Genomic DNA, 24646 nt, shown 5'->3' with positions numbered 1-24646 from the left:
GACAAAAACCGTTTCGGTGCAATGAATCGCACGGGGCAAATCGAATGCGATATCCGTATTAGTCCGTGCTGCGGCATATCTCCGTAAATGTGATGATATAGCCGGAACAGCGGTTTGTTGACAGGGATCGGCCGTTTTGGCTCAATCGGGGCGGACATAGGCGGCTTTCAGCGCTTCCGACACAAGGGCGTGAAGGCGGGATGCGACGAGCGATCGGATAAGAATCGCCGGGCATCGGGGAGGGAACGATGCTGGACTTTGTTCAGCAGCTCGTCAGCGGCATCGCGCTCGGCTGCGTTTACGGCCTGATCGCGCTCGGCTTCGTGCTGGTCTACAAGGCAACCGAGGTCGTCAATTTCGCGCAAGGCGATTTGATGATGCTGGGCGGCTTTTTCGCCTTCACCTTCATCGGCATGCTCGGGCTGAACTACTGGGTCGGCTTCGCCGGCGCGGTGATCTGCATGGCGCTGTTCGGCATGCTGGCCGAGCGGCTCGTGGTGCGGCCGATCCTCGGCTATCCGCAATTCTCCATCATCATGGCGACGATCGGGCTCGGCTATTTCCTGCGCTCGGTCGCCGGCATGATCTGGGGCACCGACGACTTCAAGATCGAGACGCCGTTCAGCCAGGGCGTGCTGCGGATCGGCAGCCTGGTGCTCGCCTATGACAAATTGTCGGTGATCGCGGCGACCATCATCCTGTGCGCGCTGCTCTACCTGTTCTTCAACCGCACCACGCTCGGCACCGCGATGCGCGCCAGCTCCGAGAACATGTTGGCTGCCTATTACATGGGCATTCCGGTCAAGCGCGTGGTCTCGATCGTCTGGGCGATCTCGGCCGCGGTGGCGACCTGCGCCGGCGTGCTGCTGGCGCCGATCACCTTCATCCATTCCAATGTCGGCCTGGTGCTGGGGCTGAAGGCGTTTCCGGCCGCGGTGCTCGGCGGCTTCGGCTCGATCCCGGGCGCGGTGGTCGGCGGCGTCCTGATCGGCGTGATCGAGAGCATGGCCGGCTTCTACCTGCCGCAGGGATGGAAGGACGTCGCGCCCTACATCGTGCTGCTCGCAGTGCTGCTGCTCAAGCCCGAGGGCCTGTTCGGCCTTCACGTTCGAAAAAAGGTCTGAGGAGCGACATATGCGGTTTCTCTTCAAGACCGACTACGAAGACGACATCAGGCTGTTCCCGCATTCCGGCTACGTCTATTCCTACGGCCTGCTGCTCGCGGTGCTGGTGATCGCGCCCTACGTGCTGTCCAGCTACCTGATGAGCCAGCTGGTCTTCGTCTGCATCTATGCGACGGTCGGCGTCGGGCTGATGATTCTGACCGGCTTCACCGGACAGGCCTCGCTCGGCCACGCCGCGTTTCTGGCGATCGGCGCCTATACCGCGGCCTATCTGCAGCAGTTCAACGTGCCGTTTCCGGTCTACTTCCTCGCCGCGGGGCTGTTGACCGGCGTGGTCGGCGCGCTGGTTGGATTTCCGGCGCTGCGGCTGCAGGGCATCTACCTGGTGATCGCGACGATCTCGTTTGCCTTCATCGTCGAGGAGATCATGGCGCGCTGGGAAAGCGTGACCAACGGCAATGAGGGCATGCGGGTCAAGACCATGCAGCTGCTCGGCACCACGGTGTCGCGCGACGGCCCGACCTTCTATTATCTCTGCCTTGCGGTGCTGGTGCTGACCATCGTCGGCACGCTCAATTTGCTGCGCTCGCCGACCGGGCGCGCCTTTGTCGCGATCCGCGACAGCGAGACCGCGGCGCGCAGCATGGGCATCAATGTCGCGCTCTACAAGGTGAAGTCGTTCGCGATCTCGGCTGCTATCACCGGATTTGCCGGCGTGCTGTTCGCCCACAAGCTCTCCTTCATCTCGCCCGAGATGTTCACGTTGCAGCTCTCGATCGAGTTCATCATCGTGATCCTGATCGGCGGCACGTTCAGCCTGCACGGCGCGGTGCTGGGCGCGATCTTCCTGGTCATGATCGATCCGTTCCTGACCTATCTGAAGGACGACATGCCCGGCGTGATCGCAGGCGCCGCCGCCACGCTCGGCGCCGGCACGGAGCGCGCAGGCCACATCCAGGATGCGGTCGCGGCGTTTGCCTCCGCCAACGGGCTGAAGGGCGCGATCTACGGTGTCATCATCGTGGTGTTCGTGCTCTTTGAACCTCTGGGACTCTATGGCCGCTGGCTCAAGATCAAGCTCTTCTTCCAGCTGTTCCCGCTCTACAAGCGCGCGACCTTCAAGCGGCAGAAGATCTATGTGAAATCGGAGCGGAACCGATGAGCTATTTCCGCGCCGAAAACCTGTCGCTGCATTTCGGTGGCCTCAAGGCGGTCGATGCCGTCAGCTTCGCGGTCGAGAGGGGCGAGATCCTCTCGATCATCGGGCCCAACGGCGCCGGCAAGAGCTCGATCTTCAACCTGATCTCGCGCATCTACCCGCCGACCTCGGGCAAGATCTTCTTCGAGGATCAAGACATCACCCAGGAGCCGGCCTACGACATCGCAAAGCTCGGCATCGCGCGCACCTTCCAGAACATCGAGCTGTTTGAGAATGCGACCGTGCTGAGCAATCTCCTGGTCGGCCGCCATCGCCATTCCACCACCCAGCTCTGGCAGGAGCTCTTGTTCCTGCCGAGCGTGCGCGCCGGCGAGAAGGCGCACCGCCGCCGGGTCGAGCAGGTGATCGAATTCCTCGATCTCGAGCCCTACCGCGACAAGCTGATCTCGGGCCTGCCTTACGGGGTGCGCAAGGTGATCGAGCTGGCGCGCGCGCTGTGCTCGGAGCCGAAGCTGATCCTGCTCGACGAGCCGTCATCAGGCCTCAATGTCGAAGAGACCGACGACATGTCGTTCTGGATCCGCGACATGAAGAGCGAGCTCGGCATTACGGTCTTGATGGTCGAGCACGACATGACGCTGGTCAACCGGGTCTCCGACCGCGTGATCGCGCTGAACTACGGCCGCGTGCTGGCGATGGGCTCGCCGTCCGAGGTGCAGCACCATCCCGACGTCGTCGCAGCCTATCTCGGCGCCTGAGGATGATGCCATGAGCACATCGGACATCATCCTGAAGCTCTCCAACATCGAGAGCTACTACGGGCCGATCATGGCGATCCGCGGCATCAGCCTCGAGGTGCCGCGCGGCCGGATCGTGACGCTGCTCGGCGCCAACGGCGCCGGCAAGACCACGGTGCTGAAGACGATCTCCGGCATCCTCGATCCGCAGAAGGGCTCGATCGAATTTTTGGGCAAGCCGATCCAGCGCATGGAGGCCGACCGGATCGTACGGCTCGGCCTCAGCCACGTGCCGGAGGGGCGCGAGGTGTTTCCGTTCCTGTCGGTGCGCGAGAACCTGATGATGGGCGCGTATCTGCGCAAGGACCGCGACGGTGTGGCGCAGGACCTCGAGCGCGTCTACGGCTATTTTCCACGGCTGAAGGAGCGGCTCGGCCAGCCGGCCGGGCAGCTTTCGGGCGGCGAGCAGCAGATGCTGGCGATCGGACGGGCGCTGATGAACCGGCCGACGCTGCTGCTGCTGGACGAGCCGTCGCTTGGGCTGTCGCCGATCCTGGTGAAGGAGATCTTCACCATCATCCGCCGCGTCAACGAGGAGCAGGGCATGTCGATCCTGCTGGTCGAGCAGAATGCCAAGATCGCGCTGGAGACGGCGCATTACGGCTATGTGCTGGAGATCGGCCGCGTCGTCATGAACGACACCTGCGAGCGGTTGCTCAATTCGCCCGATATCCAGGAGTTCTATCTCGGCGCCAAGGAAGCCGGCGCGCGGGGCGAGCGGCGCTGGAAAAAGAAGAAGACGTGGCGGTAGGGAAGACTTGGCGTCAGGGAAGACTTGGCGTTGAAGGCCTGGTGCTGGAGAAGGGTTGGCGTCGACGAAAGTAGCGCTGAGGAAGGTTTGGCACTGGCAGCGAGTTGGAGCTAGATTTCAGGCCTGTTTCGCCGACAAGACCGGCAGCCGAGCCGGCGCGCGAAGCAGGCGGCAGAGGAGGGAGCGCGCATGGCAGGACCAGCGGTGCTGACGGTCGCCGACACGATCGCGAGGAGCTTTCTGCTCGCGGTGCAAACGCGTGGCGACAGGCCCGCAATCCGCGAAAAGAAGTTCGGCATCTGGCAACCGACCAGCTGGCGCGAATGGCTGCAGATCTCCAAGGACATCGCCTTCGCCCTGCATGCGACCGGCTTCCGCCCCGGCGACGTCGCCTCGATCATCGCCAACGCGGTGCCGGAATGGGTCTATGCCGACATGGGCATCCTGTGCGCCGGCGGCGTGTCCTCCGGCATCTACCCGACCGATTCGGCGGCGCAGGTCGAATACCTCGTCAATGATTCCCGCACGCGGGTGATCTTCGTTGAGGACGAGGAGCAGCTCGACAAGGTGCTGACCTGCCGGTCGCGCTGTCCGACGCTTGAGAAGATCATCGTGTTCGACATGGAGGGGCTGTCCGGCTTCTCCGATCCGATGGTGCTGTCGCTCGCCGAGTTCACCGCGCTCGGCCGCAATCATGCGCAGGGCAATGATGCCCTGTGGGATGAGATGACCGGCAGCCGCACCGCCTCCGATCTCGCGATCCTGGTCTATACCTCGGGCACCACGGGCCCGCCCAAGGGCGCGATGCATTCCAACCGCAGCGTGACGCACCAGATGCGCCACGCCAACGACCTCTATCCCTCGACCGACAGCGAGGAGCGGCTGGTGTTCCTGCCGCTCTGCCACGTCGCCGAGCGGGTCGGCGGCTACTACATCTCCCTCGCGCTGGGCTCGGTGATGAATTTCGCCGAGAGCCCTGAGACGGTGCCGGACAATCTGCGCGAGGTGCAGCCGACTGCGTTCCTCGCGGTGCCGCGGATCTGGGAGAAGTTCTATTCCGGCATCACCATCGCGCTGAAGGACGCGACCCCGTTCCAGAACTGGATGTACGCGCGCGCGCTCGCGATCGGCAACCGGATGACCGAATGCCGGCTCGAGGGCGAGGCGCCGCCGCTGCCGCTGCGGCTCGCCAACCGTGCGGCCTACTGGCTGGTGTTCCGCAACATCCGCCGCATGCTCGGGCTCGACCGTTGCCGGATCGCGCTGACCGGTGCGGCGCCGATCTCGCCGGATCTGATCCGCTGGTATCTCGCGCTCGGCATCGACATGCGAGAGGTCTACGGCCAGACCGAGAATTGCGGCGTCGCGACCATGATGCCGGCGGACCGCATCAAGCTCGGCTCGGTCGGCAAGGCCGCGCCATGGGGCGAGGTGATGATCTGTCCGAAGGGCGAGATCCTGATCAAGGGCGACTACCTGTTCATGGGCTATCTCAATCAGCCGGAGAAGACCGCCGAGACGATCGACGCGAAGGGCTGGCTGCACACCGGCGATGTCGGTGCGATCGACAATGAAGGCTATGTCAAGATCACCGACCGGATGAAGGACATCATCATCACGTCAGGCGGCAAGAACATCACGCCGTCCGAGATCGAGAACCAGCTCAAATTCTCGCCCTACGTCTCCGACGCGGTCGTGATCGGCGACAAGCGGCCGTACCTGACCTGCCTGATCATGATCGATCAGGAGAACGTCGAGAAGTACGCCCAGGACCAGGACATTCCGTTCACCAACTATGCGAGCCTGTGCCGCGCCCGCGAGATCCAGGACCTGATCCACCGCGAGGTCGAGGCAGTCAACGCCAAGTTCGCACGCGTCGAGACTATCAAGAAATTCTATTTGATCGAACGTCAGCTCACGCCCGAGGACGAGGAGCTGACGCCGACCATGAAGCTGAAGCGCAGCTTCGTGAACAAGCGCTACGCGGCCGAGATCGACGCCATGTATGGCGAACGGGCGGTGGCATAGAGCATGATCCGGAAAAGTGTGAAGTGGTTTTCCGAATAGATCATGCTCAGGGAGAGAGCTGAGAAGCGATTGGCGAAGGAGCGAGAAGGCCCGACCCTTCGCTCACCATGGGCCGTTGTTAAGGAGGAGACTGCAATGTCGAAATCGCTGAAGGCGCTGGGCCTTGCGGTGAGCGCGCTGGCGCTGACCTGTCTGCCGGCCGCAGCCCAGACCAAGGTTACCAATGAAGGCATCTCGCCGACCGAGATCGTGATCGGAACGCACCAGGATCTGTCCGGCCCGATCAAGGTCTGGGGCGTTCCGGTGTCGAACGGCATGAAGATGGCGGTTGAGGAGATCAACGCCAGCGGCGGCATCAACGGCCGCAAGATCAAGATGATCCTGGAGGACAATGGCTACGACCCGAAGAAGGCCGTGCTGGCCTCGCAGAAAATGGTCGAGCGCGACAAGATCTTCGCGATGATCGGGCCGATGGGCTCGCCGACCGTGCTCGCCGCGCAGGATATCCTGTTCGACGCCGGCGTGCTGCAGCTGTTCCCGCTGACCGCTGCCGAATTCACCTTCAAGTTCGATCCCGCCAAGCCGCAGGAGCGGCTGAAGTTCAACAACCTGCTGCCCTATGTCGAGAGCACGCGCGCCGCGCTCAAATACATGATGGACTGGAAGAACTTCAAGAAGCCCTGCATCATGCACCAGGACGACGAGTACGGTAAGAACGTGCTCGACGGCTTCAATCAGCAGCTCGCTGCGATGAAGGTGCAGCCTGCCTCGATCACCAGCTACAAGCGCGGCGCCTCCGACTTCTCGGCGCAGGTCGCCAAGATGAAGGCCGACGGCTGTGACCTCGTCGTGCTCGGCACCGTGATCCGTGAGACCATCGGCGCGATGAACGAGGCCAGGAAGCTCGGCTGGGACGTCACCTTCCTCGGCGCCACCCCGACCAACGTGCTCGAAGTGCCCGCGCTCGGCAAGGAAGCCGTCGAGGGCCTCTACGCCGCGTCGGGCTTCGAGATACCCTATGAGGACACGGCCAAGGGCAAGGTGAAGGACTGGCTGCTCAGCTACAAGAAGATGTTCAACTCCGACGCCAACACCCAGGCGATCATCGGCTACAACGCGGTGATGACGTTTGCCTTCTACGCCCAGAAGGCGGGCAAGGATCTCACCGGCCAGAAGATGCTCGATGCGCTGGAGTCGGGCGACAAGTTCCTCGATATCTTCAGCTCGCCGCCGACCAAGTTCTCCAAGACGGATCATCTCGCCAACACCATCACCCAGGTGCAGCAGGTCAAGGGCGGCCGCTGGGTTCTGGTGAAGGACAATCTGATGTTCTGAAGCCGTGGCGGAGGTTCGGCACTCCGTCATTGCGAGCGCGGCGAAGCAATCCATATCCTCGTGAGTGGGAACATGGATTGCTTCGTCGCTCCGCTCCTCGCAATGACGGAACGTGTGTGAACCCTGTCTTCGACTCACCGCGCCGCCGGCCGCCACGCGGCCTCGGTGACGGGCGGCGCATCGACATAACGGTAGACGCCGTGCTGGTCGATCACGAAGGTCGGCCGGAAACTCCTGATGTCGGCGTCCTCGATCATCGCCATGCGGCGGTTGTCGAGCGTCAGCCAGTGGCCGTCGAGCCGCGCTGTGACCACGGCATGGTCCTCGCCGCCCAGCAGGTCGTGCATGACCACGATCCGCAAATCCTCCGGCGCGACACCGGCCTTGGCGAGCGCCACGAACTTGGCGATCGCATAGTCCTCGCAGTCGCCGCTGCCGCGGGCGAAGGTGGCGAGCGGCGTGGCCCAGACGTCGGGCTCGCCGTAAGTCGCGAGATCGCTGCCCGGGCGGATCGCCAGATTGATCGCGCGGTTGATCTCGCCGAGACGGGCGCGCCCGTTGCGCGCGCGACCGGCATCGACGATCGCCAGGAACCGCAGCGCTTCGGGCGAGGCACAGCCTGCGCGGTCGCTCTCGCAGGCGGCGAGTTGCACCAGTTCATCCGCGAGCTGGCGCTGCACGCCGAGCCATTTGTCGTGCAGGCCGCCGCCGGCAAGTAGGCTGGTCGCAAGGCCGAACGGTTCGGTCGACTGTCGGAGCAGGGTTGCCGGGCCGGGCGACAGCAGCGAGGCGGCATTCAGCTCGGCAATTGGCGCGGCCAAAGCCAAGCCGAAACCCAACATGACGGCGCGCAGCGCGAACGAGCGAAGCGAGAATCCCATGTGACACCCCCTGTCCGCTCATCGGCGGGTGGACACTACACCGCACACGCGACCGGATCGTTTCATGCCGCGAGCATGACCAGCGATCCCTTCGAATCGACTTAAGATGTGGGAGATCCGGGCAGGAGGCTAAAGGGCGCGTGGTCCGGGTCCCGAAAACTTTACCGGTTTGTGAAACCAGCCCGCGAACCTTTTTCCACCGCGAAGCGCCTCACCCTTGCCTACTGGTTAACCCAGCCAGTCCGCGCACGGGATAGCTGCGATTTGTAAGCCAAGTCACAGCTTTAGCCGGAAAAATCGGGTCAAATGCCCTCTCGGGGCTGCGGGGAAATAAAGGCAAGTACAGAAATGCCAATCAATACCACGAATACGTGGCTCACTACCCATCTTGGCTCAAATCCCATCTCATTGTACCGTCAGGCAGGTTCGGAATACACGATTCATGTGAGAGTGAGCCAAGTCACATCCGGTCAAACCGCGCGACCAGAGCACCTTGCGAAAGCAAAGGATGGTTTCGCCAAGCTTTATCCGATGATATGCAGGAGTAATCATTCGGATATTTTACCAATATTAACCCCCGTGCGGTGATCCGCAGTGAACTTTGTCGAGAAATTCGACGGCCATTTGCCGAGCGCGGACGCTTACGCCCGCGGATCGGCATACGTCGAAAGCGTTACCTCGAATGCTCCGCCTGGCGCGATCACGGTCGACGACGGGCAGTTGCTGTTCACCGGCGACTTCAAGCGAACCGGGCTCGATCTCGTCATCTCGAAGGACGATCGGGAACTCGTCCTGCACGACTATTTCAAGGGCGAGAAACGCGCGGCGCTGGCGTCGCCTGAAGGCGCGCATCTCACCGGCGACCTCGTCAACGCACTCACCGGCTACACCCAATATGCCCAGGCCGGCGGTGCCGCGGAGCCGGCCAAGGTCATCGGCCATGTCACCAAGCTGACGGGCAGCGCCACCGCCGTCCGTAACGGCGTCGCTGTTGTCCTGAACCAGGGCGACAACGTCAACAAGGGCGACGTGGTGCAGTCGGGCAGCGACTCGACGCTCGGCATCACCTTCATCGACGGCACCGTGTTCGGTCTCGGACCGAACGCCAAGATGGTGCTGAACGAGATGATCTACGACCCGAACGGGTCGAACAATTCGTCGCTGATGAGCCTCGTCTCGGGCACCATCTCGTTCGTCGCCGGCGCGACCGCCAAGCATGGCGACATGAAGGTCGATACGCCGGTCGCGACCATGGGCATCCGCGGCACCGCGGTGCTGGTCGAAATCGATTTCGACGTGCAGGGCTCCGGCGGCGTGCCACCGGCCAAATTCCAGGTGCTGGTGGAGCCCGACGGCACCACCGGCTCCTACATCCTGTTCGACAAGACGACGCTCAATCCGATCGCGACCGTCGATCAGGCCGGCACCCAGACCATCGTCAACGGTCAGGGCAGCGTCAGCTTCGTCTCGTCGGCGCAACTGTCGACCGATGCGCAGAAGCTGATCTCGGACGTCTTCGCGCTGAAGTTCACCGACAACAACAATCCCAATACCAAGCTCACGACGAACTTCACGGATAGCATCGTCCCGGTCACGACCATCCTCAAGCTCGCGACCGGCGACGTGACCCTGCCGACAAGCTTCCTGCTGGCCCTGACCGGCAATGCCGGGCCAGAGGGCCCTTCCGTGAAGCCCGACCATGCTCCCGGTGCGCCGCATGTCGTGACCCAGAATGCTTCGTTCACCGAACAGGCCGGGCTGACCCATAGCACGCTGCCCGACACGGTGACCGGCCAGATCACCTGGACGGACGTCAATCTCGGCGACAAGCCCACTGCGGCGGTCAGCTTCAGCACCTTCAGCTACCACGACGCCGGCGGCAACGACGTGACTTCGCAGCTCACAGCGGCGGAACAGGCGGCCATCAAGGCGGTCGAGATCCCGTTGCTGCTCACGCCCGATCCGAACAACACCAATTTCGGTTCGGCGACCTGGACCTACAGCCTTGCGGACGGCGCCTTCGACTTCCTGGCCGCCGGCGAGACCTTGACGCTGACCTATCTGGTGCGCGTCGACAACAACTATGCGCCGAGCAACGAGACCGCGTTCAAGACCGTCACCATCACGATCACCGGCACCAACGACGCGCCGGTGGTGACGTCCGCGGCGCAGGCCGGTTCGATCACCGAGCTGCCATGGACGACGAGCTCCGGCGCGCCGGATACCGCGGACGGCACGGTCACGTTCACCGATGCGGATCTGACCGACACCCACACGGTCACCATCACCGGCGTCACCGAATCCGGCGTCACCACGGGACTTGCCGACCAGGCCACCGTGCTGAGCTGGCTATCGCTCGGCGCGCTCACCGATTCGACCGACGGCGTGACGGGATCGCGCGCCTGGGCGTTCTCGGCGACCGACAAGAGCTTCGACTATCTCGCCGCGGGCGAGACGCTGACGCTGACCTACACGATCCAGATCAACGACCAGCATGGCGGCGTCGTCACGGTCCCGGTCACGATCACGATCGTCGGCACCGATGACATGCCGGTGGTCACGTCGCCGACCCAGGCCGCCGCCATCACCGAAACCCCGGAGACGACCGGCTCGGTGAACCACGATACCGCGTCCGGCACGGTGACCTTCACCGACGTGGACCTCAGCGACACCCACAGCGTCACCGTGGCCGGCGTCGCCGAAACGGGCGTCACATCAGGGCTCCCCGATCAGGCGACGATCCTGAGCTGGCTGTCGCTCGGCGCGCTGTCGGATTCGACCGGCGGCGTGACCGGATCGAATGTCTGGACGTTCTCGGCCGCGGACAAGAGTTTCGACTATCTCGCCGCGGGCGAGACGCTGACGCTGACCTATACGGTCCAGGTCGACGACCATCATGGCGGCGTCGTCACCCAGCCCGTCACGATCACCATCACGGGCACCAACGACGTCCCGACATTCACCGCCGAGCCGCAGACCACCACCATCGCCGAGCAACCCGATACGACGGGTTCATCGAAGCCGGACGTGGCCCAGGGCGTGGTGGGCTTTGCCGACGTCGATCTCAGCGACACCCACACCGTGTCCATCACCGGAGTGACCGAGCAGGGGACGACCACGGGCCTGCCCGAGAATGAGTCCACGATCCTGAACTGGCTGTCGCTGGGGGCGCTGACGGATTCGACCGGCCACGTGACCGGATCGCAGGCCTGGACCTTCTCGGCCGCGGACCAGAATTTCGACTACCTCGCCGCCGGCGAGACGCTGACGCTGATCTACACGATCCAGGTCGACGACCATCATGGCGGTGTGGTCAGCCAGCCGGTGACGATCACGATCACCGGGAGCAATGACGCGCCGACCGTCACGTCGGAAGCGCAGACGGCCACCATCGCCGAGCAGCCCGACACCACGGGATCATCCAAGCCGGACACCGCATCCGGCACCGTGATCTTCACCGATGTGGACCTCAGCGACACCCACACGATGACCATCACCGGCGTCGCCGAAGCCGGAGCGACCGCAGGCCTGCCCGAGGACCAGTCCATCATCCTGAACTGGCTGTCGCTGGGGACGCTGACGGATTCGACCGGCGGGCTGACCGGATCGCAGGCCTGGACCTTCTCGGCCGCGGACCAGAATTTCGACTACCTCGCCGCCGGCGAGACGCTGACGCTGACCTACACGATCCAGCTCGACGATCATCATGGCGGCGTCGTCAACACGCCCGTCACGATCACGATCAACGGCGCCAACGACGCGCCGACGCTAGCCGACGTCAACGCTGGCACGCTCACCGACACCGCCGCCTATGACACGTTTAGCCCGCTCACCGGCACGCTGCACGGCCATGACGTCGACGACGGTGAGACGGCAACGTTGAGCTACGCCATCCTCAACTCCGATCATGCCGCGGTCACGCAGATCTCAGGTCTCTACGGCCTGCTCACGGTCAACCCGGACGGCACCTACAACTATGTTCCCGACGCCGCCGCGATCAACGCGCTACCCAAGGGGACCTTTGCCGACACGTTCACGGTCGAGACGATCGATGCGCATGGCGCCGTTGGAACGGCGACGCTGACGGTCGACGTCATCGGCGCCAACGATGCACCTGTGATCCATACCGACAATATCAGCATCACCGAGAATCCAAACGGGACGGACACGATCTCCGGCCTCACCGTGACGGATGTCGATGCCACGGCCACCGAGAACTTCCTGCTGGCGGCGACGACGGTCGGTTCGGGCAGCAGCGTGACACCGCCCGCGCAAGCGGGGCACCTCACCGACATCAACGCGGCGCTCGCATCGTCGGCGCTCACCTATCACCCCGGCACCGCGCCGACCGACACCGTCACGCTCTCCGTGACCGACGGCAACGGCGCGAGCGATACGGTCAACCTGATCTTCAACGTCCAGCAAAATCCGACCGCGCCGGTGACCCTGACGAGCACCACTGGCAAGGACGTGCTGTTCGGGACGGCGGGTTACCAGGACCAGTTCGTTTTCGCGCCGAACTTCAACCACGACACGATCCTGAACTTCAAGCCCGGCGTCGACCACATCGACCTGACCGCGGTGGTTTCGACCAGCAGCGTCGATACCTGGATCAGCCAGCACGTCTCGCAGTCGCCGACCAACGCGGCCGATACGCTGATCACGATCGATAGCGCGGACACCATCACGCTGCGCAACGTCAGCCCCGCGGCGCTCGGCCACAACGACTTCCTGCTTCACGTCACGTGACGGCTGTGCGGCCGAGCCGCCATGGGCGGCGGGTCGGGTCGGGCTGATTGTGCACCGCGCATGCCGGCTCCATTGGAACAAACTCTCCGCGCGTGATATCCAGACGGCATGAAACGGCTGAAGGCGATACGGAGGTGGTTCGCACGGCGCTTCGGTTATGCGCGGCTGGCCTGCGTGGCGCTGTTGATCGGCTTTGCTGCGCTGCGGGCTGTGGATCCGGCTCCGGTGCAGGAGATTCGCGTCAGGACGTTCGACACCTTCCAGGTGCTCGAACCCCGCCAGAAGACCGCGCGGCCCGTCACCATCGTCGATATCGACGAGAAGAGCCTCGCCGATCCCCGGCTCGGACAATGGCCGTGGCCGCGGACACGGCTTGCCGACATCGTCATCAATCTCACCCGGCTCGGCGCCGTGGTGATCGCGTTCGACGCGGTGTTCTCCGAGCCGGACCGTCTCAATCCGGATATCGCGGCCGATACGTTCAGCAGCCTCGATGAGGAGATGCGCGCCCGGCTGCGGCAGCTGCCGAGCAACGACAGCATCTTCGCCGACGCCATCAAGAACTCGCGCGTGGTGCTCGGCGAATCCGGCGGTCCCAATGTGCGCGCCGACCTCAACGAAAAGCTGCCGGTCACCGGGCTTGCGATGCTCGGCGAGGAGCCGCAGCAGTTCATGTTCCAGTTTCCGGGATTGTTGCGCAACGTGCCGGTGCTCGAGGAGGCCGCCGCCGGGCGGGGCCTGTTCACGATCAGGCCGGAACGCGACGGCATCGTCAGGCGGGTGCCGATGATGATGGTCGCGCAGGGCGTCACCATGCCGTCGCTGACGTTCGAAATGCTGCGGGTGGCGGGCGGCTCCGGCACCATCCTGATCAAGGCCGACAAGGGCGGCATCCAGAGCCTCGGCATCAAGGGCTTTGCGATTCCGACCGATCTCTACGGCCAGCTCTGGATCCATTACGCCCGCCGTGACCCCTCGATCTATGTTTCGGCCGTCGACGTGCTGGATGGGCGGGTCTCGCCGGACCGGATCGCGGGCAAGCTGATCCTGATCGGCACTTCCTCGGTCGGGCTGAACGACATCAAGACCACACCGGTGACGCCGGCCATGCCCGGGGTCGAGGTTCATGCCCAGGTGCTGGAGAGCGCGCTCACCGGTGACGTCGTTTCGCAGCCGAGTTACGGCATCGCCATCGAATTCCTCGCCGCGATGATCATGGGGCTCCTGGTCATCGCCTTCGCGCCGAAATTCGGTCCGGTGACGCTGGTCGTTGTCGGCGGCTTGTTCGCCTCGGTGCTGATCGGCACCTCTTGGTATTTCTATTCCCAGCACCGGCTCCTGATCGATTTCACCTATCCGCTGATGTCGACCACGGCGATCTATCTGACGCTGATCTTCTCCGCCTTCGTGCGCGAACAGCAGCAGCGCCGGCAGATCAGGTCGCAGTTCGTGCAATATATGTCGCCCGCGCTGGTCGAGCAGCTGGCGCAGTCGCCGGAGCGGCTCGTGCTCGGCGGCGAGGAGCGCGAGATGACCATCATGTTCTCGGACATGCGCGGTTTCACCACGATCTCGGAGACCTACAAAAGCGATCCGCAGGGTCTCACGACGTTGATGAACCGCTTTCTCACGCCGCTTTCCAACGCGATCCTGGCTCGCAAGGGCACGATCGACAAATATATGGGCGACGCCATCATGGCGTTCTGGAACGCGCCGCTCGACGACAAGCAGCACCAGCTCAACGCCTGCGACGCCGCGCTCGACATGCTGGAGCGCGTCGACGTCCTCAACCGCGCGCGTGAGCAGGAGGCCCAGGAGGGTGGCCACGTCTATGTGCCGCTCAACATCGGCGTCGGTCTCAACACCGGCACTTGCGTGGTCGGCAATATGGGCTCCGACGTCCGCTTCGACTATTCGGTGTTCGGCGACAGCGTCAATCTGGCCTCGCGGCTGGAAGGCCAATCCAAGGAGTACGGCTTCCCGATCATCGTCGGCTCGAAGACCGCGCTCGCGGTGAAGGAGAAGTTCGCGATCCTCGAACTCGACTTCATCATGGTGAAAGGCAAGAAGGAGCCCGAGGTGATCTATGCGATCGCCGGGCGCGAAGACGTCGCCGGCTCCGGCCGCTTCCAGCGGCTGCGCAACCTGACCATCGAGATGCTGGCCTGCTACCGCAGCCGCGATTGGGATGGCGCGCTCGCCGCGATCGAGCGCGGCCGCAAGACCGACGAGGCGCAGGCGTTGCAATATCTCTACCGCCTCTATGAGGCCCGCATCCGCGCTTTCCAGAAGGAGCCGCCGCCGGACGATTGGGACGGCGCCTTTGCGTTGACGACGAAGTAGGCTTCGTCGTTCCGGCGCAGGCCGGCCCACACGCCGCGGCCGGCGTGATGGGCAAGCCGCCAGACGGCTTTCCAACAACACCTAATCGTGGTCATGGGTCCGGGCCTGCGCCGGGACGACGGCGGAGAGGTTTACGCGGCGACGACCAGCAACCTACTCCAGCCCGATCTGCGTCAGATCCTGGAACCAGTGCTGCGCCTGCACGAAGGTCTTCACCTTCGGCGACAGCGCGTGCGGATTGGTGTCATGCACCACCCAGACCAGGGCGGCATCGTCGACGATCAGCGCGTGGGCCTGCGCCAGCAGCGCATCCTGTTTGGCGGTGTCGAAGGTCTGCTTGGCTTCGTCGATCAGCGCGTCGACCTTCGGGTTCTTGTAGCCGCCCCAGTTGACGCCCGTCGGCGCCACCTGGCCGGAATGGAAGAACCGCACGATGGCATAGAGCGGGTCCGAGGTGACATAGGCGATGTTGTTGGCGGTGATGCCGGCGTTCATCTCGTCGGCCGCGCCCTTGCGCCAATGGGAATACAACGTCTCGAGCTCGACCACCTTGAAATCGATATCGATGCCGATCTCCTTGAAGCTCTGCTGCAGGAATTCGTTCATCGGCAGCGACAACATCTGTCCGGTACCGCCCTGGGCGATGATGAAGGTCGTCTTCAGCGGCTTGTCTTTGGAATAGCCGGCTTCCTCCACCAACTTCTTCGCGGCCGCGAGATCGTATTTCAGTTCGAACGTCGGCTTGCCGAACCACGGGCTCGACGGGTCGACCTGGCCCTTGGCCGGCTTGGCCAGACCATTCATCAGGCCGACCACCGCGTCGCGGTCGATCGCAAGGTTGAGCGCCTTGCGCAGCCGGATGTCGGTCCAGGGCGAGCCCGGCAGCACGCTCAGATGATAATTCCAGACATGCGGCGTCACGTTGTCGACGATCCGCATGCCGGCGGCCTTGAGCTGCGGCACGGCGTCGGGCGCCGGCGTTTCGATCAAATCCACCTGCCCGGCGAGCAACGCATTGGTGCGGGTCAGCGCCTCCGGCATCGGGATCAGGATCAGCTTGTCGGCCTTCGCGAGCCGCTTCTTGTCCCAATAGTCCGGGTTCTTTGTCAGCTCAGCCAGCTCGCGCGGCACCAGCTTGGTCAGCTTGAACGGACCGGTGCCGGAGGGCTGGCTGGCGAACTTGTCCCAGTCCTTGCCGAGCTTCTCATATTGCGCCGGGCTCGAGACCAGGAACCAGAGCATCTGGTAGGGGAAGAAGGAATCGACCGTCTTGGTCGTGATCTCGACGGTGAAGTCGTCGATCTTGGCGTAGCTCGCAACCGAGGGCAGGCGGGTCTTCACCTGCGCGCTCTGCCGCTTGTCGAATTGCGGCGCTTTGTCGTTCAGCACCTTGTCGAGATTCCAGATCACGGCGTCGGCGTTGAAGTCGCTGCCGTCGTGGAATTTGACGTTCCTGCGCAGCGTGAAGCGCCACTTGGTCTTGTCGTTGTCGTCGACCTTCCACTCGGTCGCAAGCCCGGGCACCAGTTTGCCCGGCCGGTCGGCAACATCCATCTCCCAGGCCACCAGCGGATCGTAGATCGTGTAGGCCGTGAACTGATAGGCGCCGGCGCCGCGATCGGGCTGGCCGGTCGTCAGCGGAATGTCGGCCATCGAAATGCCATAGCGCACAATGGACTCCGCGCGCGCCGACATCGCCGGCCAGCCTGCAGTCAGGGCAAGCGCCATTGCCGCCATCAGGATCGAATTGCGCGCACGCATATAAAGGCTCCGTTGGTGGGGAAGTCGGAGCCAAAAACTTGCAAGCATGATGCCAGAATAGGCACCATGGCCCGGCCTTAGCCTAAGGTGGGAAGAAATGACGCGCCCGGCGGTAAATTGCTGAAGAACTATTCCCCTTGGCACAGGCATTGCATACGCTTGCCCAAGAAATAATCACCAAAACGTCACCAGACTTCGAAGGGGTTGCTCAGATGCGTAACAGGAAGACCAATGCGACGGCGATCATGCTGGCGCTCGCGATGGCCAATTGTGCGCCGGCGATCGCCAGCGCCGAGACCGTGCTGCGCATTGGCATGACGGCTGCCGATATTCCGCGCACGCTCGGCCAGCCCGACCAGGGTTTTGAGGGCAATCGCTTCACCGGCCTGACGATGTACGACGCGCTGACGATGTGGGACCTGTCCTCGTCGGACAAGGCGAGCGCGATGATCCCGGGCCTCGCCACCGAGTGGAAGGTCGACGACAACGACAAGACCAAGTGGGTGTTCAAGCTGCGTCCCGGCGTCGTCTTTCACGACGGCTCGCCGTTCAACGCCGACGCGGTGGTCTGGAATGTCGACAAGGTGCTGAAGCAGGACGCGCCGCAATATGACGCGAGCCAGGTCGGCGTCACCGCCTCGCGCATGCCGACCTTGGTCTCGGCGCGCAAGATCGACGACATGACGGTGGAATTGACCACCAAGGAGCCCGACAGCTTCCTGCCGATCAACCTCACCAATCTGTTCATCGCCAGCCCGGCCAAGTGGCAGCAGTTCTATGACAAGGCGGAGGGCGCCGATGCCAAGGCGAAGTCGCAGGCCGCATGGGCGGCGTTCGCCAAGGATGCGTCGGGCACCGGCCCGTGGAAGATGTCGAGCTTCACACCGCGCGAGCGCCTTGAGCTGGTGAAGAACGAGAACTACTGGGACAAGGCGCGGGTGCCGAAGACCGACAAGATGGTGCTGCTGCCGATGCCGGAGGCTAACGCGCGCACCGCGGCGCTGCTGTCCGGGCAGGTCAACTGGATCGAGGCACCGGCGCCGGACGCGCTGCCCGAGATCAAGCAGCGTGGCTTCAATCTCTATTCCAACGAGGAGCCGCATGTCTGGCCCTGGCAGTTCTCGCGCGTCGAGGGCTCGCCGTGGAACGACATCCGCGTCCGCAAGGCCGCCAACCTCTGCATCGATCGCGAAGGACTGCGCGACGGCCTGCTCGCGGGCCTGATGGTGCCTGCGACCGGCACGTTCGAGCCCGGCCATCCCTGGCGCGGCAACCCGACGTTCCAGATCAAGTACGACAAGCCGGCCGCACAGAAGCTGATGCAGGAGGCGGGCTTCGGTCCGAACAAGAAGCTGACGGTCAAGATCCAGACCTCGGCGTCGGGTTCGGGCCAGATGCTGCCATTGCCGATGAACGAATATCTGCAACAGGCTTTGGCGGAGTGCTACTTCGATGTGCAGCTCGACGTCATCGAGTGGAATACGCTGTTCACCAACTGGCGGCGCGGCGCCAAGGATCCGTCGGCCAACGGCTCGAACGCGATCAACGTCACCTATGCAGCGATGGATCCATTCTTCGCGCTGGTGCGCTTCCTGCAATCCGGCATGGCGCCGCCGGTCTCCAACAATTGGGGCTTCAACAACAATCCGAAATTCGACGAGCTGGTGAAGAAGGCCCGCCAGACCTTCGAGCCTGCGGCCCGCGACGCGGCGCTCGCCGAACTGCACGCGGCCTCGGTCGATGATGCGGCGTTCCTTTACGTCGCCCACGACGTGGCGCCGCGTGCGATGAGCCCGAAGATCAAGGGATTCGTGCAGCCGAAGAGCTGGTTCGTCGACTTCTCGCCGGTCACGGTCGCGCCGTGACACGGGAGGCGTAGACCGGTGCACCCTCTCCCCTTGTGGGAGAGGGTGGCTTCGCCACCGGGTCGGCGCGAAGCGCCGCCCGATGGTGAGCTTCCGCGAAGCCGGGTGAGGGGTCGTCTCCGCGGACACTCCTCATTGTCGTGAACTGACTGGAGCCGCGGACAGAACCCCTCATCCGGCGCGCTCCGCGCGCCACCTTCTCCCACAAGGGGAGAAGGAAGAGAGAACGCAACGTGCTCGCCTATACGTCCAGACGGATCGTCTACGTCATTCCGATCGTGCTCAGCGTCGCGCTGGTGTGCTTTCTCCTGGTGCACATCACGCCCGGCGACCCGCTGGTCGCGGTGCTGCCGGCCGATGCCTCGCAGGAGCTCGCTGCGCAACTGCGTTCAGCCTACGGCTTCGATCGTCCGCTGCCCGTGCAATTCGGCCTGTGGCTGTGGCGCGCGATCCATGGTGATCTCGGCAATTCGATTGCGACCGGGCGGCCGGTCCTGTCGGAGGTGATGCGCGCAGTCGGCAACACCGTGATGCTGGCGATCGCCGCCGCGATGATCGGCTTCACGCTCGGCCTGCTGTTCGGCCTGATCGCCGGCTATTTCCGCGACACCTGGGTCGACAAGGTCGCGACATCAATTGCCATCGCCGGCGTCTCGCTGCCGCATTACTGGCTCGGCATGGTGCTGGTCATCATCTTCTCGGTGCAGCTCAACTGGCTGCCCGCGGTTGGCGCCGGGCCCGGCGGCTCCGGCGCCTGGGCATGGGACTGGGAGCATCTGCGCTATCTGGTGCTGCCGGCGATCACCACCTCGGTGATCCCGATGGGCATTGTCACCCGCACCGTGCGTGCGCTGACCGGTGACATTCTGAGCCAGGATTTCGTCGAAGCGCTGCGCGCCAAGGGCCTGCGCGAGACCGAGGTGTTCCGTCACGTCATCAAGAACGCGGCGCCGACCGCGCTCGCGGTGATGGGCTTGCAGCTCGGCTATATGCTCGGCGGCTCGATCCTGATCGAGACCGTGTTCTCCTGGCCGGGTTCGGGCCTCCTGCTCAACTCGGCGATCTTTCAGCGCGACCTGCCGCTGCTTCAGGGCACGATCCTGGTGCTGGCGCTGTTCTTCGTGCTGCTCAATCTCCTGGTCGACATCGCGCAGGCCGCGATCGATCCGCGCATCAAGCGGAGTTAGAGCATGATCCGGAAAAGTGGAGACCGGCTTTCCGCGGAGATCATGCTCCAACCAAGGGGCTTCGCATGAGTGCGATGTCAGATACTGCATTGCAAGCCGCACCCGCGAGCAAGGCGCGCGGCTACTGGGCGACGGTCGGGCGACGGATCAGGCGCGACAAGGTCAGCATGGCCTGCGCGATCATCCTGCTGCTGATCTTTGCCTCGGCGCTGCTGGCGCCGTGGCTGCATCTCGCCGATCCCTATCAGGGCTCGATGATCCGCCGTCTCCGCCATATCGGCACGCCGGGCTATCCGCTCGGCACCGACGAGCTCGGCCGCGACATGCTGGCGCGTCTGATCTATGGCGGCCGTCTCTCGTTGGTGATCGGCATCCTGCCGGTGATCTTCGCATTCGTGATCGGCACCTCGCTCGGCCTCGTCGCCGGCTACGTCGGCGGCAAGCTCAACACCGCGATCATGCGAACCGTCGACGTGTTCTACGCCTTCCCGTCGGTGCTGCTGGCGATCGCGATCTCGGGCGCGCTCGGCGCCGGCATCACCAATTCGATCGTGTCGCTGACCATCGTGTTCGTGCCGCAGATCACCCGCGTCGCCGAAAGCGTCACCACCGGCGTCCGCAGCATGGATTTCGTCGAGGCGGCGCGCGCCTCCGGCGCCGGTCCCTTCACCATCATGCGCGTTCACATGCTCGGCAATGTGCTCGGCCCGATCTTCGTCTACGCCACCGGCCTGATCTCGGTGTCGATGATCCTGGCCGCCGGCCTCTCTTTCCTCGGGCTGGGTACAAAGCCACCGGAGCCGGAATGGGGTCTGATGCTGAACACGCTGCGCACCGCGATCTATGTCAATCCGTGGGTCGCGGCGCTGCCGGGTGCGATGATCTTCGCGGTCTCGATCTGCTTCAATCTGCTCAGCGACGGCATGCGCAGCGCCATGGACATCAGGAACTAGTGCGATGACGGATGCCAATCCCGTGTCCGACATGCTGGAGCCGGTCGCCGACATCGGCGGCGCCGCGCAGCCGCTGCTGCAGGTCACGGGGCTGACCAAGCACTTCCCGGTGCGCGGCGGGTTGTTCGGCCCACGCAAGACCGTTCGCGCCGTCGACGATGTCAGCTTCGCGGTCATGAAGGGCGAGACCGTCGGTATCGTCGGCGAATCCGGCTGCGGCAAATCGACCACGGCGCGGCTGCTGATGCATCTGATGCCCCGTGATGGCGGCGACATCATCTATGATGGTCGGCAGGTCGGGCCGGCGCTCTCGCTGCGTGATCTTCGGCGCGGCGTGCAGATGGTGTTCCAGGATAGCTACGCGTCGCTCAACCCGCGCCTCACCATCGAGGAATCCATCGCCTTCGGACCAAAGGTCCACGGCATGGCCGACGACACGGCGCGGACGCTGGCGCGCGAACTGCTCGGCAAGGTCGGCCTGCGGCCGGAGATTTTCGCCAACCGCTATCCGCATGAAGTGTCCGGCGGCCAGCGCCAGCGCGTCAACATCGCCCGCGCGCTCGCGCTGTCGCCGCGGCTCGTGATCCTCGATGAGGCGGTTTCCGCGCTCGACAAGTCGGTCGAGGCGCAGGTGCTCAATCTGCTCGCCGATTTGAAGCGCGAATTCGGCCTGACTTATCTGTTCATCAGCCACGATCTCAACGTCGTCCGCTACATCTCCGACAGGGTGTTGGTGATGTATCTCGGCGAGGTCGTCGAACTCGGCCCGGTCGATGCGGTCTGGGATGCGCCGGCGCATCCCTATACCCGCGCGCTACTGGCGGCGATGCCGTCATCCGATCCCGACAAGCGCACCGAGGTGCCGCCGATCTCCGGCGATCCGCCCAACCCGATCGATCCGCCGCCGGGCTGCCGGTTTCACACCCGTTGTCCGTTTGCGGAGCCGCTCTGCGCAAACGACACGCCAAAACTCAGCGATCTCGATACAATGGGCCATCAAGCGGCGTGCTACATGGCCATTCCTGGCTCGGGGCACAGCCGCGCGCCGGCAAAAGCAAAAGGAGAAAACGCGGCATGACCAGACCCACTCCCAAGGACGTCAAGGTGATCGCGCACGTCGCCGACGTGCCCGCTGATGATGAAGTCGCCACCCGCATCGCCAACTCGATCGGACCCGCATTCGACGGCTTCGCGCCGATCGCCGGCACGCTGCCCTTCGATCTCGAACCCGCGAGCTTCCTGCTGGCGCAGATCGCAAAGGTGTCGAAATGAGCGCTGATCCGGCCCTGATGACGCTGACCGCGGTCGCCGAGGCGATCGCCGAGAAGAAGGTCTCCTCGCATGAGGTGACGCGTGCCGTGCTGCATCGCATTGCGCAATGGCAGCCGCGTCTCAACGCCTTTATGGCAATTGAATCCGAACAGGCGCTTGCCGCGGCGGCCGAGGCTGATGCCGACCTCGCCAAAGGCAGGAGTCGTGGCGCGCTGCACGGCGTGCCGCTGGCGCACAAGGACATGTATTACGACGCCGGCAAGGTCGTGACCTGTGGCTCGCTGATCCGCCGCGACTTCGTGCCGAAGACAACGTCGACGGCGTTGCAGCGGCTGAAGGATGCCGGGCAGATCCGGCTCGGCTCGCTGCAGATGGTCGAGTTCGCCTATGGGCCGACCGGTCACAACGTGCATTACGGTGCGGTGCGCAATCCCTGGAATGTCGAGCACATCACCGGCGGTTCGTCATCCGGCTCGGGCTCGGCGGTCGCCGCACGGCTCACCTTCGCCGCGCTCGGCTCCGACACCGGCGGCTCGATCCGCATGCCGGCGCATTTCTGCGGTGTTACCGGCCTGAAGACGACCGTCGGCCGCGTCAGCCGCGCCGGCGCGATGCCGCTGTCGCAGTCGCTCGATACCGTCGGTCCACTGGCGCAGACCGCGGAGGATTGCGCGCTGCTGCTCGGCCTGATGGCCGGCGCCGACCCCGAGGATCTCACCGCGTCGACGCAGCCGGTGCCGGACTACATGGCTGCGACCAGGCAGCCGCTGAAGGGTCTCAAGATCGGCGTCCCGACGGCGTTCTATGTCGACGACCTCGATTCGGAGGTGGCGCGCGTCCTCGATGAGACGGTGGCGACGCTGAAGCGGGAGGGCGCCGAAATCGTCAAGGTCGAGCTGCCCGACCAGCGCCAGCTTGGTGCGGCGTCGCAACTGGTGCTCGCGGTCGAGGCTGCCGCCCTCCACAAGCGCTGGATGATCGAGCGGCCGCAGGATTACGGTGCGCAGGTCCTGATGCGGCTGCAGAACGGCCTGACCATTCCTGCCGTCACCTATCTCGAGGCGATGCGTTGGCGTGGGCCCGCGCTCGCCGCGCACAATGCGGCGGTCAACGGCGTCGATGCTGTGATCGCGCCGTCCTCGCCGGTGCCGGCGCCGACAATCGCAGAGAGCGATGTCGGTAACGGTCCGGGTGCGGAGGCGGTGATCCAGCGGCTGACGCGGTTCACCCGTCCGGTCAACTATCTCGGCCTGCCGTCGCTCTCGATTCCCTCCGGCTTCACCAAGACGGGACTGCCGGTCGGCATGCAGCTGATCGGCCGCTCCTTCGAGGAGGCCACACTGCTCCGGATCGGCGCCGCGTTCCAGCGCGCGACCGATTTCCACGCCAAGGTGCCCAAGCTCGCATGACCAACCTCGTCGAGATCAACAACCTCAACATCCGCTTCACCGGCGATCGCACGGTCCATGCCGTGAACGATCTCAGCCTGTCGCTCGGCGAAGGCGAGGTGTTGGGGCTGCTCGGCGAGTCCGGCTCGGGCAAGAGCGTGACCTTGCGCGCGCTGATGCGGCTGCTGCCGCGGAAGCGCACGCAGATCTCCGGCAGCGTCAAGGTGCTGGGCCGGGAGGTGCTGGCGATGGACGACGAGGCGCTATCCGCATTCCGCGGCCAGACCGTCTCGATGATCTTCCAGGAGCCGGCGCTGGCGCTCGATCCGGTCTACACCATCGGCCGCCAGATCGCCGAGACGGTGATGCGTCACGAGGGCAAGAGCGAACGCGAGGCCACGGCGCGCGCGCTCGAGATGCTCGAAGTGGTGCGGATCCCCTCGGCGAAGCGGCGGCTGGAGTCCTATCCGCACGAGATGTCGGGCGGCATGCGTCAGCGTGCGATGATCGCGCTCGCGCTGGCCTGCAAGCCGAAGGTCCTGCTCGCGGACGAGCCGACCACCGCGCTCGATGCCACCGTGCAGATCCAGATCCTGTTGCTGCTGCGCGAGTTGCAGCGCGAGTTCGGCATGTCGGTCATCTTTGTCACCCACGACATCGGCGTTGCGATCGAGATCTGCGACCGCGTCGCGGTGATGTATGCCGGGCAGATTGTGGAGCAGGGCGCCTTGCGCGATATCGTGCGCACGCCGGTGCATCCCTATGCCAAGGGCCTGCTGGCCTCGACCATTCACGGCGCGATGCGCGGTCAGCGGCTCGAAACCATCCCGGGCACGCCGCCCTCGCTCGACCACGCGCCGGCGAGCTGCTCGTTTGCACCGCGTTGCAAGTTCGCCGAACAGCGGTGTAGCGAAAGCTTGCCGCCGAATGTGCCGGTCGCACCGGGCCACCAGGCGCGCTGCGTCCTGGCGGAGCCCAGCGTCGCGACGGCCTAGATTTCTGTTTGACGCGTTTTCTTCACGCGAACCGGAGCCCACTTCGCTCGAAAACGCG

17 protein-coding genes are annotated in these 24646 nt (G+C 64.3%); 15 read left to right on the top strand and 2 right to left on the bottom strand.

Annotated features, from left to right (window positions below; genetic code table 11):
• Positions 1-248: 248 nt before the first annotated feature.
• From CK489_RS05520 to CK489_RS05495, 6 genes are all read left to right on the top strand, one after another.
• Positions 249-1124, top strand: a complete 876-nt coding sequence (locus CK489_RS05520; protein WP_021080282.1) for a branched-chain amino acid ABC transporter permease — start codon at positions 249-251, stop codon at positions 1122-1124.
• A gap of 10 nt (positions 1125-1134) precedes the next feature.
• On the top strand, positions 1135-2286 hold the full coding sequence (locus tag CK489_RS05515) for a branched-chain amino acid ABC transporter permease (protein ID WP_050631002.1): 1152 nt from the start codon (positions 1135-1137) through the stop codon (positions 2284-2286).
• Complete coding sequence (locus tag CK489_RS05510; RefSeq protein ID WP_095731561.1) at positions 2283-3041, top strand: ABC transporter ATP-binding protein; 759 nt, start codon at positions 2283-2285, stop codon at positions 3039-3041. Before CK489_RS05515 ends, CK489_RS05510 begins: the two co-directional genes overlap by 4 nt.
• A 10-nt stretch (positions 3042-3051) precedes the next feature.
• Positions 3052-3831 carry an ABC transporter ATP-binding protein gene (locus CK489_RS05505; protein WP_095731560.1) on the top strand — a complete coding sequence of 260 codons (780 nt, stop codon included), beginning with the start codon at positions 3052-3054 and terminating at the stop codon, positions 3829-3831.
• Between the two features lie 189 nt (positions 3832-4020).
• Positions 4021-5859: an AMP-dependent synthetase/ligase gene (locus tag CK489_RS05500; protein ID WP_095731559.1), complete on the top strand. Its 1839-nt coding sequence runs from the start codon at positions 4021-4023 to the stop codon at positions 5857-5859.
• 135 nt (positions 5860-5994) lie between these two features.
• Positions 5995-7194, top strand: a complete 1200-nt coding sequence (locus CK489_RS05495; protein ID WP_050631005.1) for an ABC transporter substrate-binding protein — start codon at positions 5995-5997, stop codon at positions 7192-7194.
• Between the two features lie 134 nt (positions 7195-7328).
• Here the strand turns inward: CK489_RS05495 and CK489_RS05490 are convergent, their stop codons facing one another.
• Positions 7329-8075, bottom strand: a complete 747-nt coding sequence (locus tag CK489_RS05490) for a transglutaminase-like cysteine peptidase (RefSeq protein ID WP_095731558.1) — start codon at positions 8073-8075, stop codon at positions 7329-7331.
• 594 nt (positions 8076-8669) lie between these two features.
• On the opposite strand from CK489_RS05490, the gene CK489_RS05485 reads away from it, so the two are divergent.
• Complete coding sequence (locus CK489_RS05485; protein WP_095731557.1) at positions 8670-12824, top strand: VCBS domain-containing protein; 4155 nt, start codon at positions 8670-8672, stop codon at positions 12822-12824.
• Positions 12825-12932: 108 nt separating this feature from the next.
• Positions 12933-15167, top strand: coding sequence for a CHASE2 domain-containing protein (locus CK489_RS05480; RefSeq protein WP_050631008.1), 2235 nt, complete (start codon positions 12933-12935; stop codon positions 15165-15167).
• Positions 15168-15320: 153 nt separating this feature from the next.
• Here CK489_RS05480 and CK489_RS05475 read toward each other — a convergent pair whose 3' ends face one another.
• A complete protein-coding gene (locus CK489_RS05475) occupies positions 15321-16928 on the bottom strand; it encodes an ABC transporter substrate-binding protein (RefSeq protein ID WP_095731556.1) in 1608 nt (535 codons plus the stop codon).
• 212 nt (positions 16929-17140) lie between these two features.
• Between CK489_RS05475 and CK489_RS05470 the strand changes: the two genes are divergently transcribed.
• From CK489_RS05470 to CK489_RS05440, 7 genes are all read left to right on the top strand, one after another.
• Positions 17141-18793, top strand: coding sequence for an ABC transporter substrate-binding protein (locus CK489_RS05470; protein WP_198960839.1), 1653 nt, complete (start codon positions 17141-17143; stop codon positions 18791-18793).
• 233 nt (positions 18794-19026) lie between these two features.
• Positions 19027-19980: an ABC transporter permease gene (locus tag CK489_RS05465; protein ID WP_095731554.1), complete on the top strand. Its 954-nt coding sequence runs from the start codon at positions 19027-19029 to the stop codon at positions 19978-19980.
• A gap of 65 nt (positions 19981-20045) precedes the next feature.
• Positions 20046-20933: an ABC transporter permease gene (locus tag CK489_RS05460; protein WP_095731553.1), complete on the top strand. Its 888-nt coding sequence runs from the start codon at positions 20046-20048 to the stop codon at positions 20931-20933.
• A gap of 4 nt (positions 20934-20937) precedes the next feature.
• Positions 20938-22011 (top strand): ABC transporter ATP-binding protein, encoded by a 1074-nt coding sequence (locus tag CK489_RS05455; RefSeq protein WP_198960838.1) that lies wholly within the window; start codon positions 20938-20940, stop codon positions 22009-22011.
• Complete coding sequence (locus CK489_RS05450; protein ID WP_021080297.1) at positions 22008-22205, top strand: hypothetical protein; 198 nt, start codon at positions 22008-22010, stop codon at positions 22203-22205. The genes CK489_RS05455 and CK489_RS05450 overlap by 4 nt, the downstream gene beginning before the upstream one ends.
• Positions 22202-23614: an Asp-tRNA(Asn)/Glu-tRNA(Gln) amidotransferase GatCAB subunit A gene (locus tag CK489_RS05445; protein ID WP_050631013.1), complete on the top strand. Its 1413-nt coding sequence runs from the start codon at positions 22202-22204 to the stop codon at positions 23612-23614. Before CK489_RS05450 ends, CK489_RS05445 begins: the two co-directional genes overlap by 4 nt.
• Positions 23611-24588 (top strand): ABC transporter ATP-binding protein, encoded by a 978-nt coding sequence (locus CK489_RS05440; protein ID WP_095731552.1) that lies wholly within the window; start codon positions 23611-23613, stop codon positions 24586-24588. The genes CK489_RS05445 and CK489_RS05440 overlap by 4 nt, the downstream gene beginning before the upstream one ends.
• Positions 24589-24646: the final 58 nt, after the last annotated feature.

Origin of the sequence: Bradyrhizobium sp. UFLA03-84 (genome assembly GCF_002289535.1) — a bacterium.
GTDB classification, from domain to species: Bacteria; Pseudomonadota; Alphaproteobacteria; order Rhizobiales; family Xanthobacteraceae; genus Bradyrhizobium; species Bradyrhizobium viridifuturi.
Note: the sequence above shows the minus strand (reverse complement) of the source record. Positions and strands in the feature narration are given on the sequence as shown.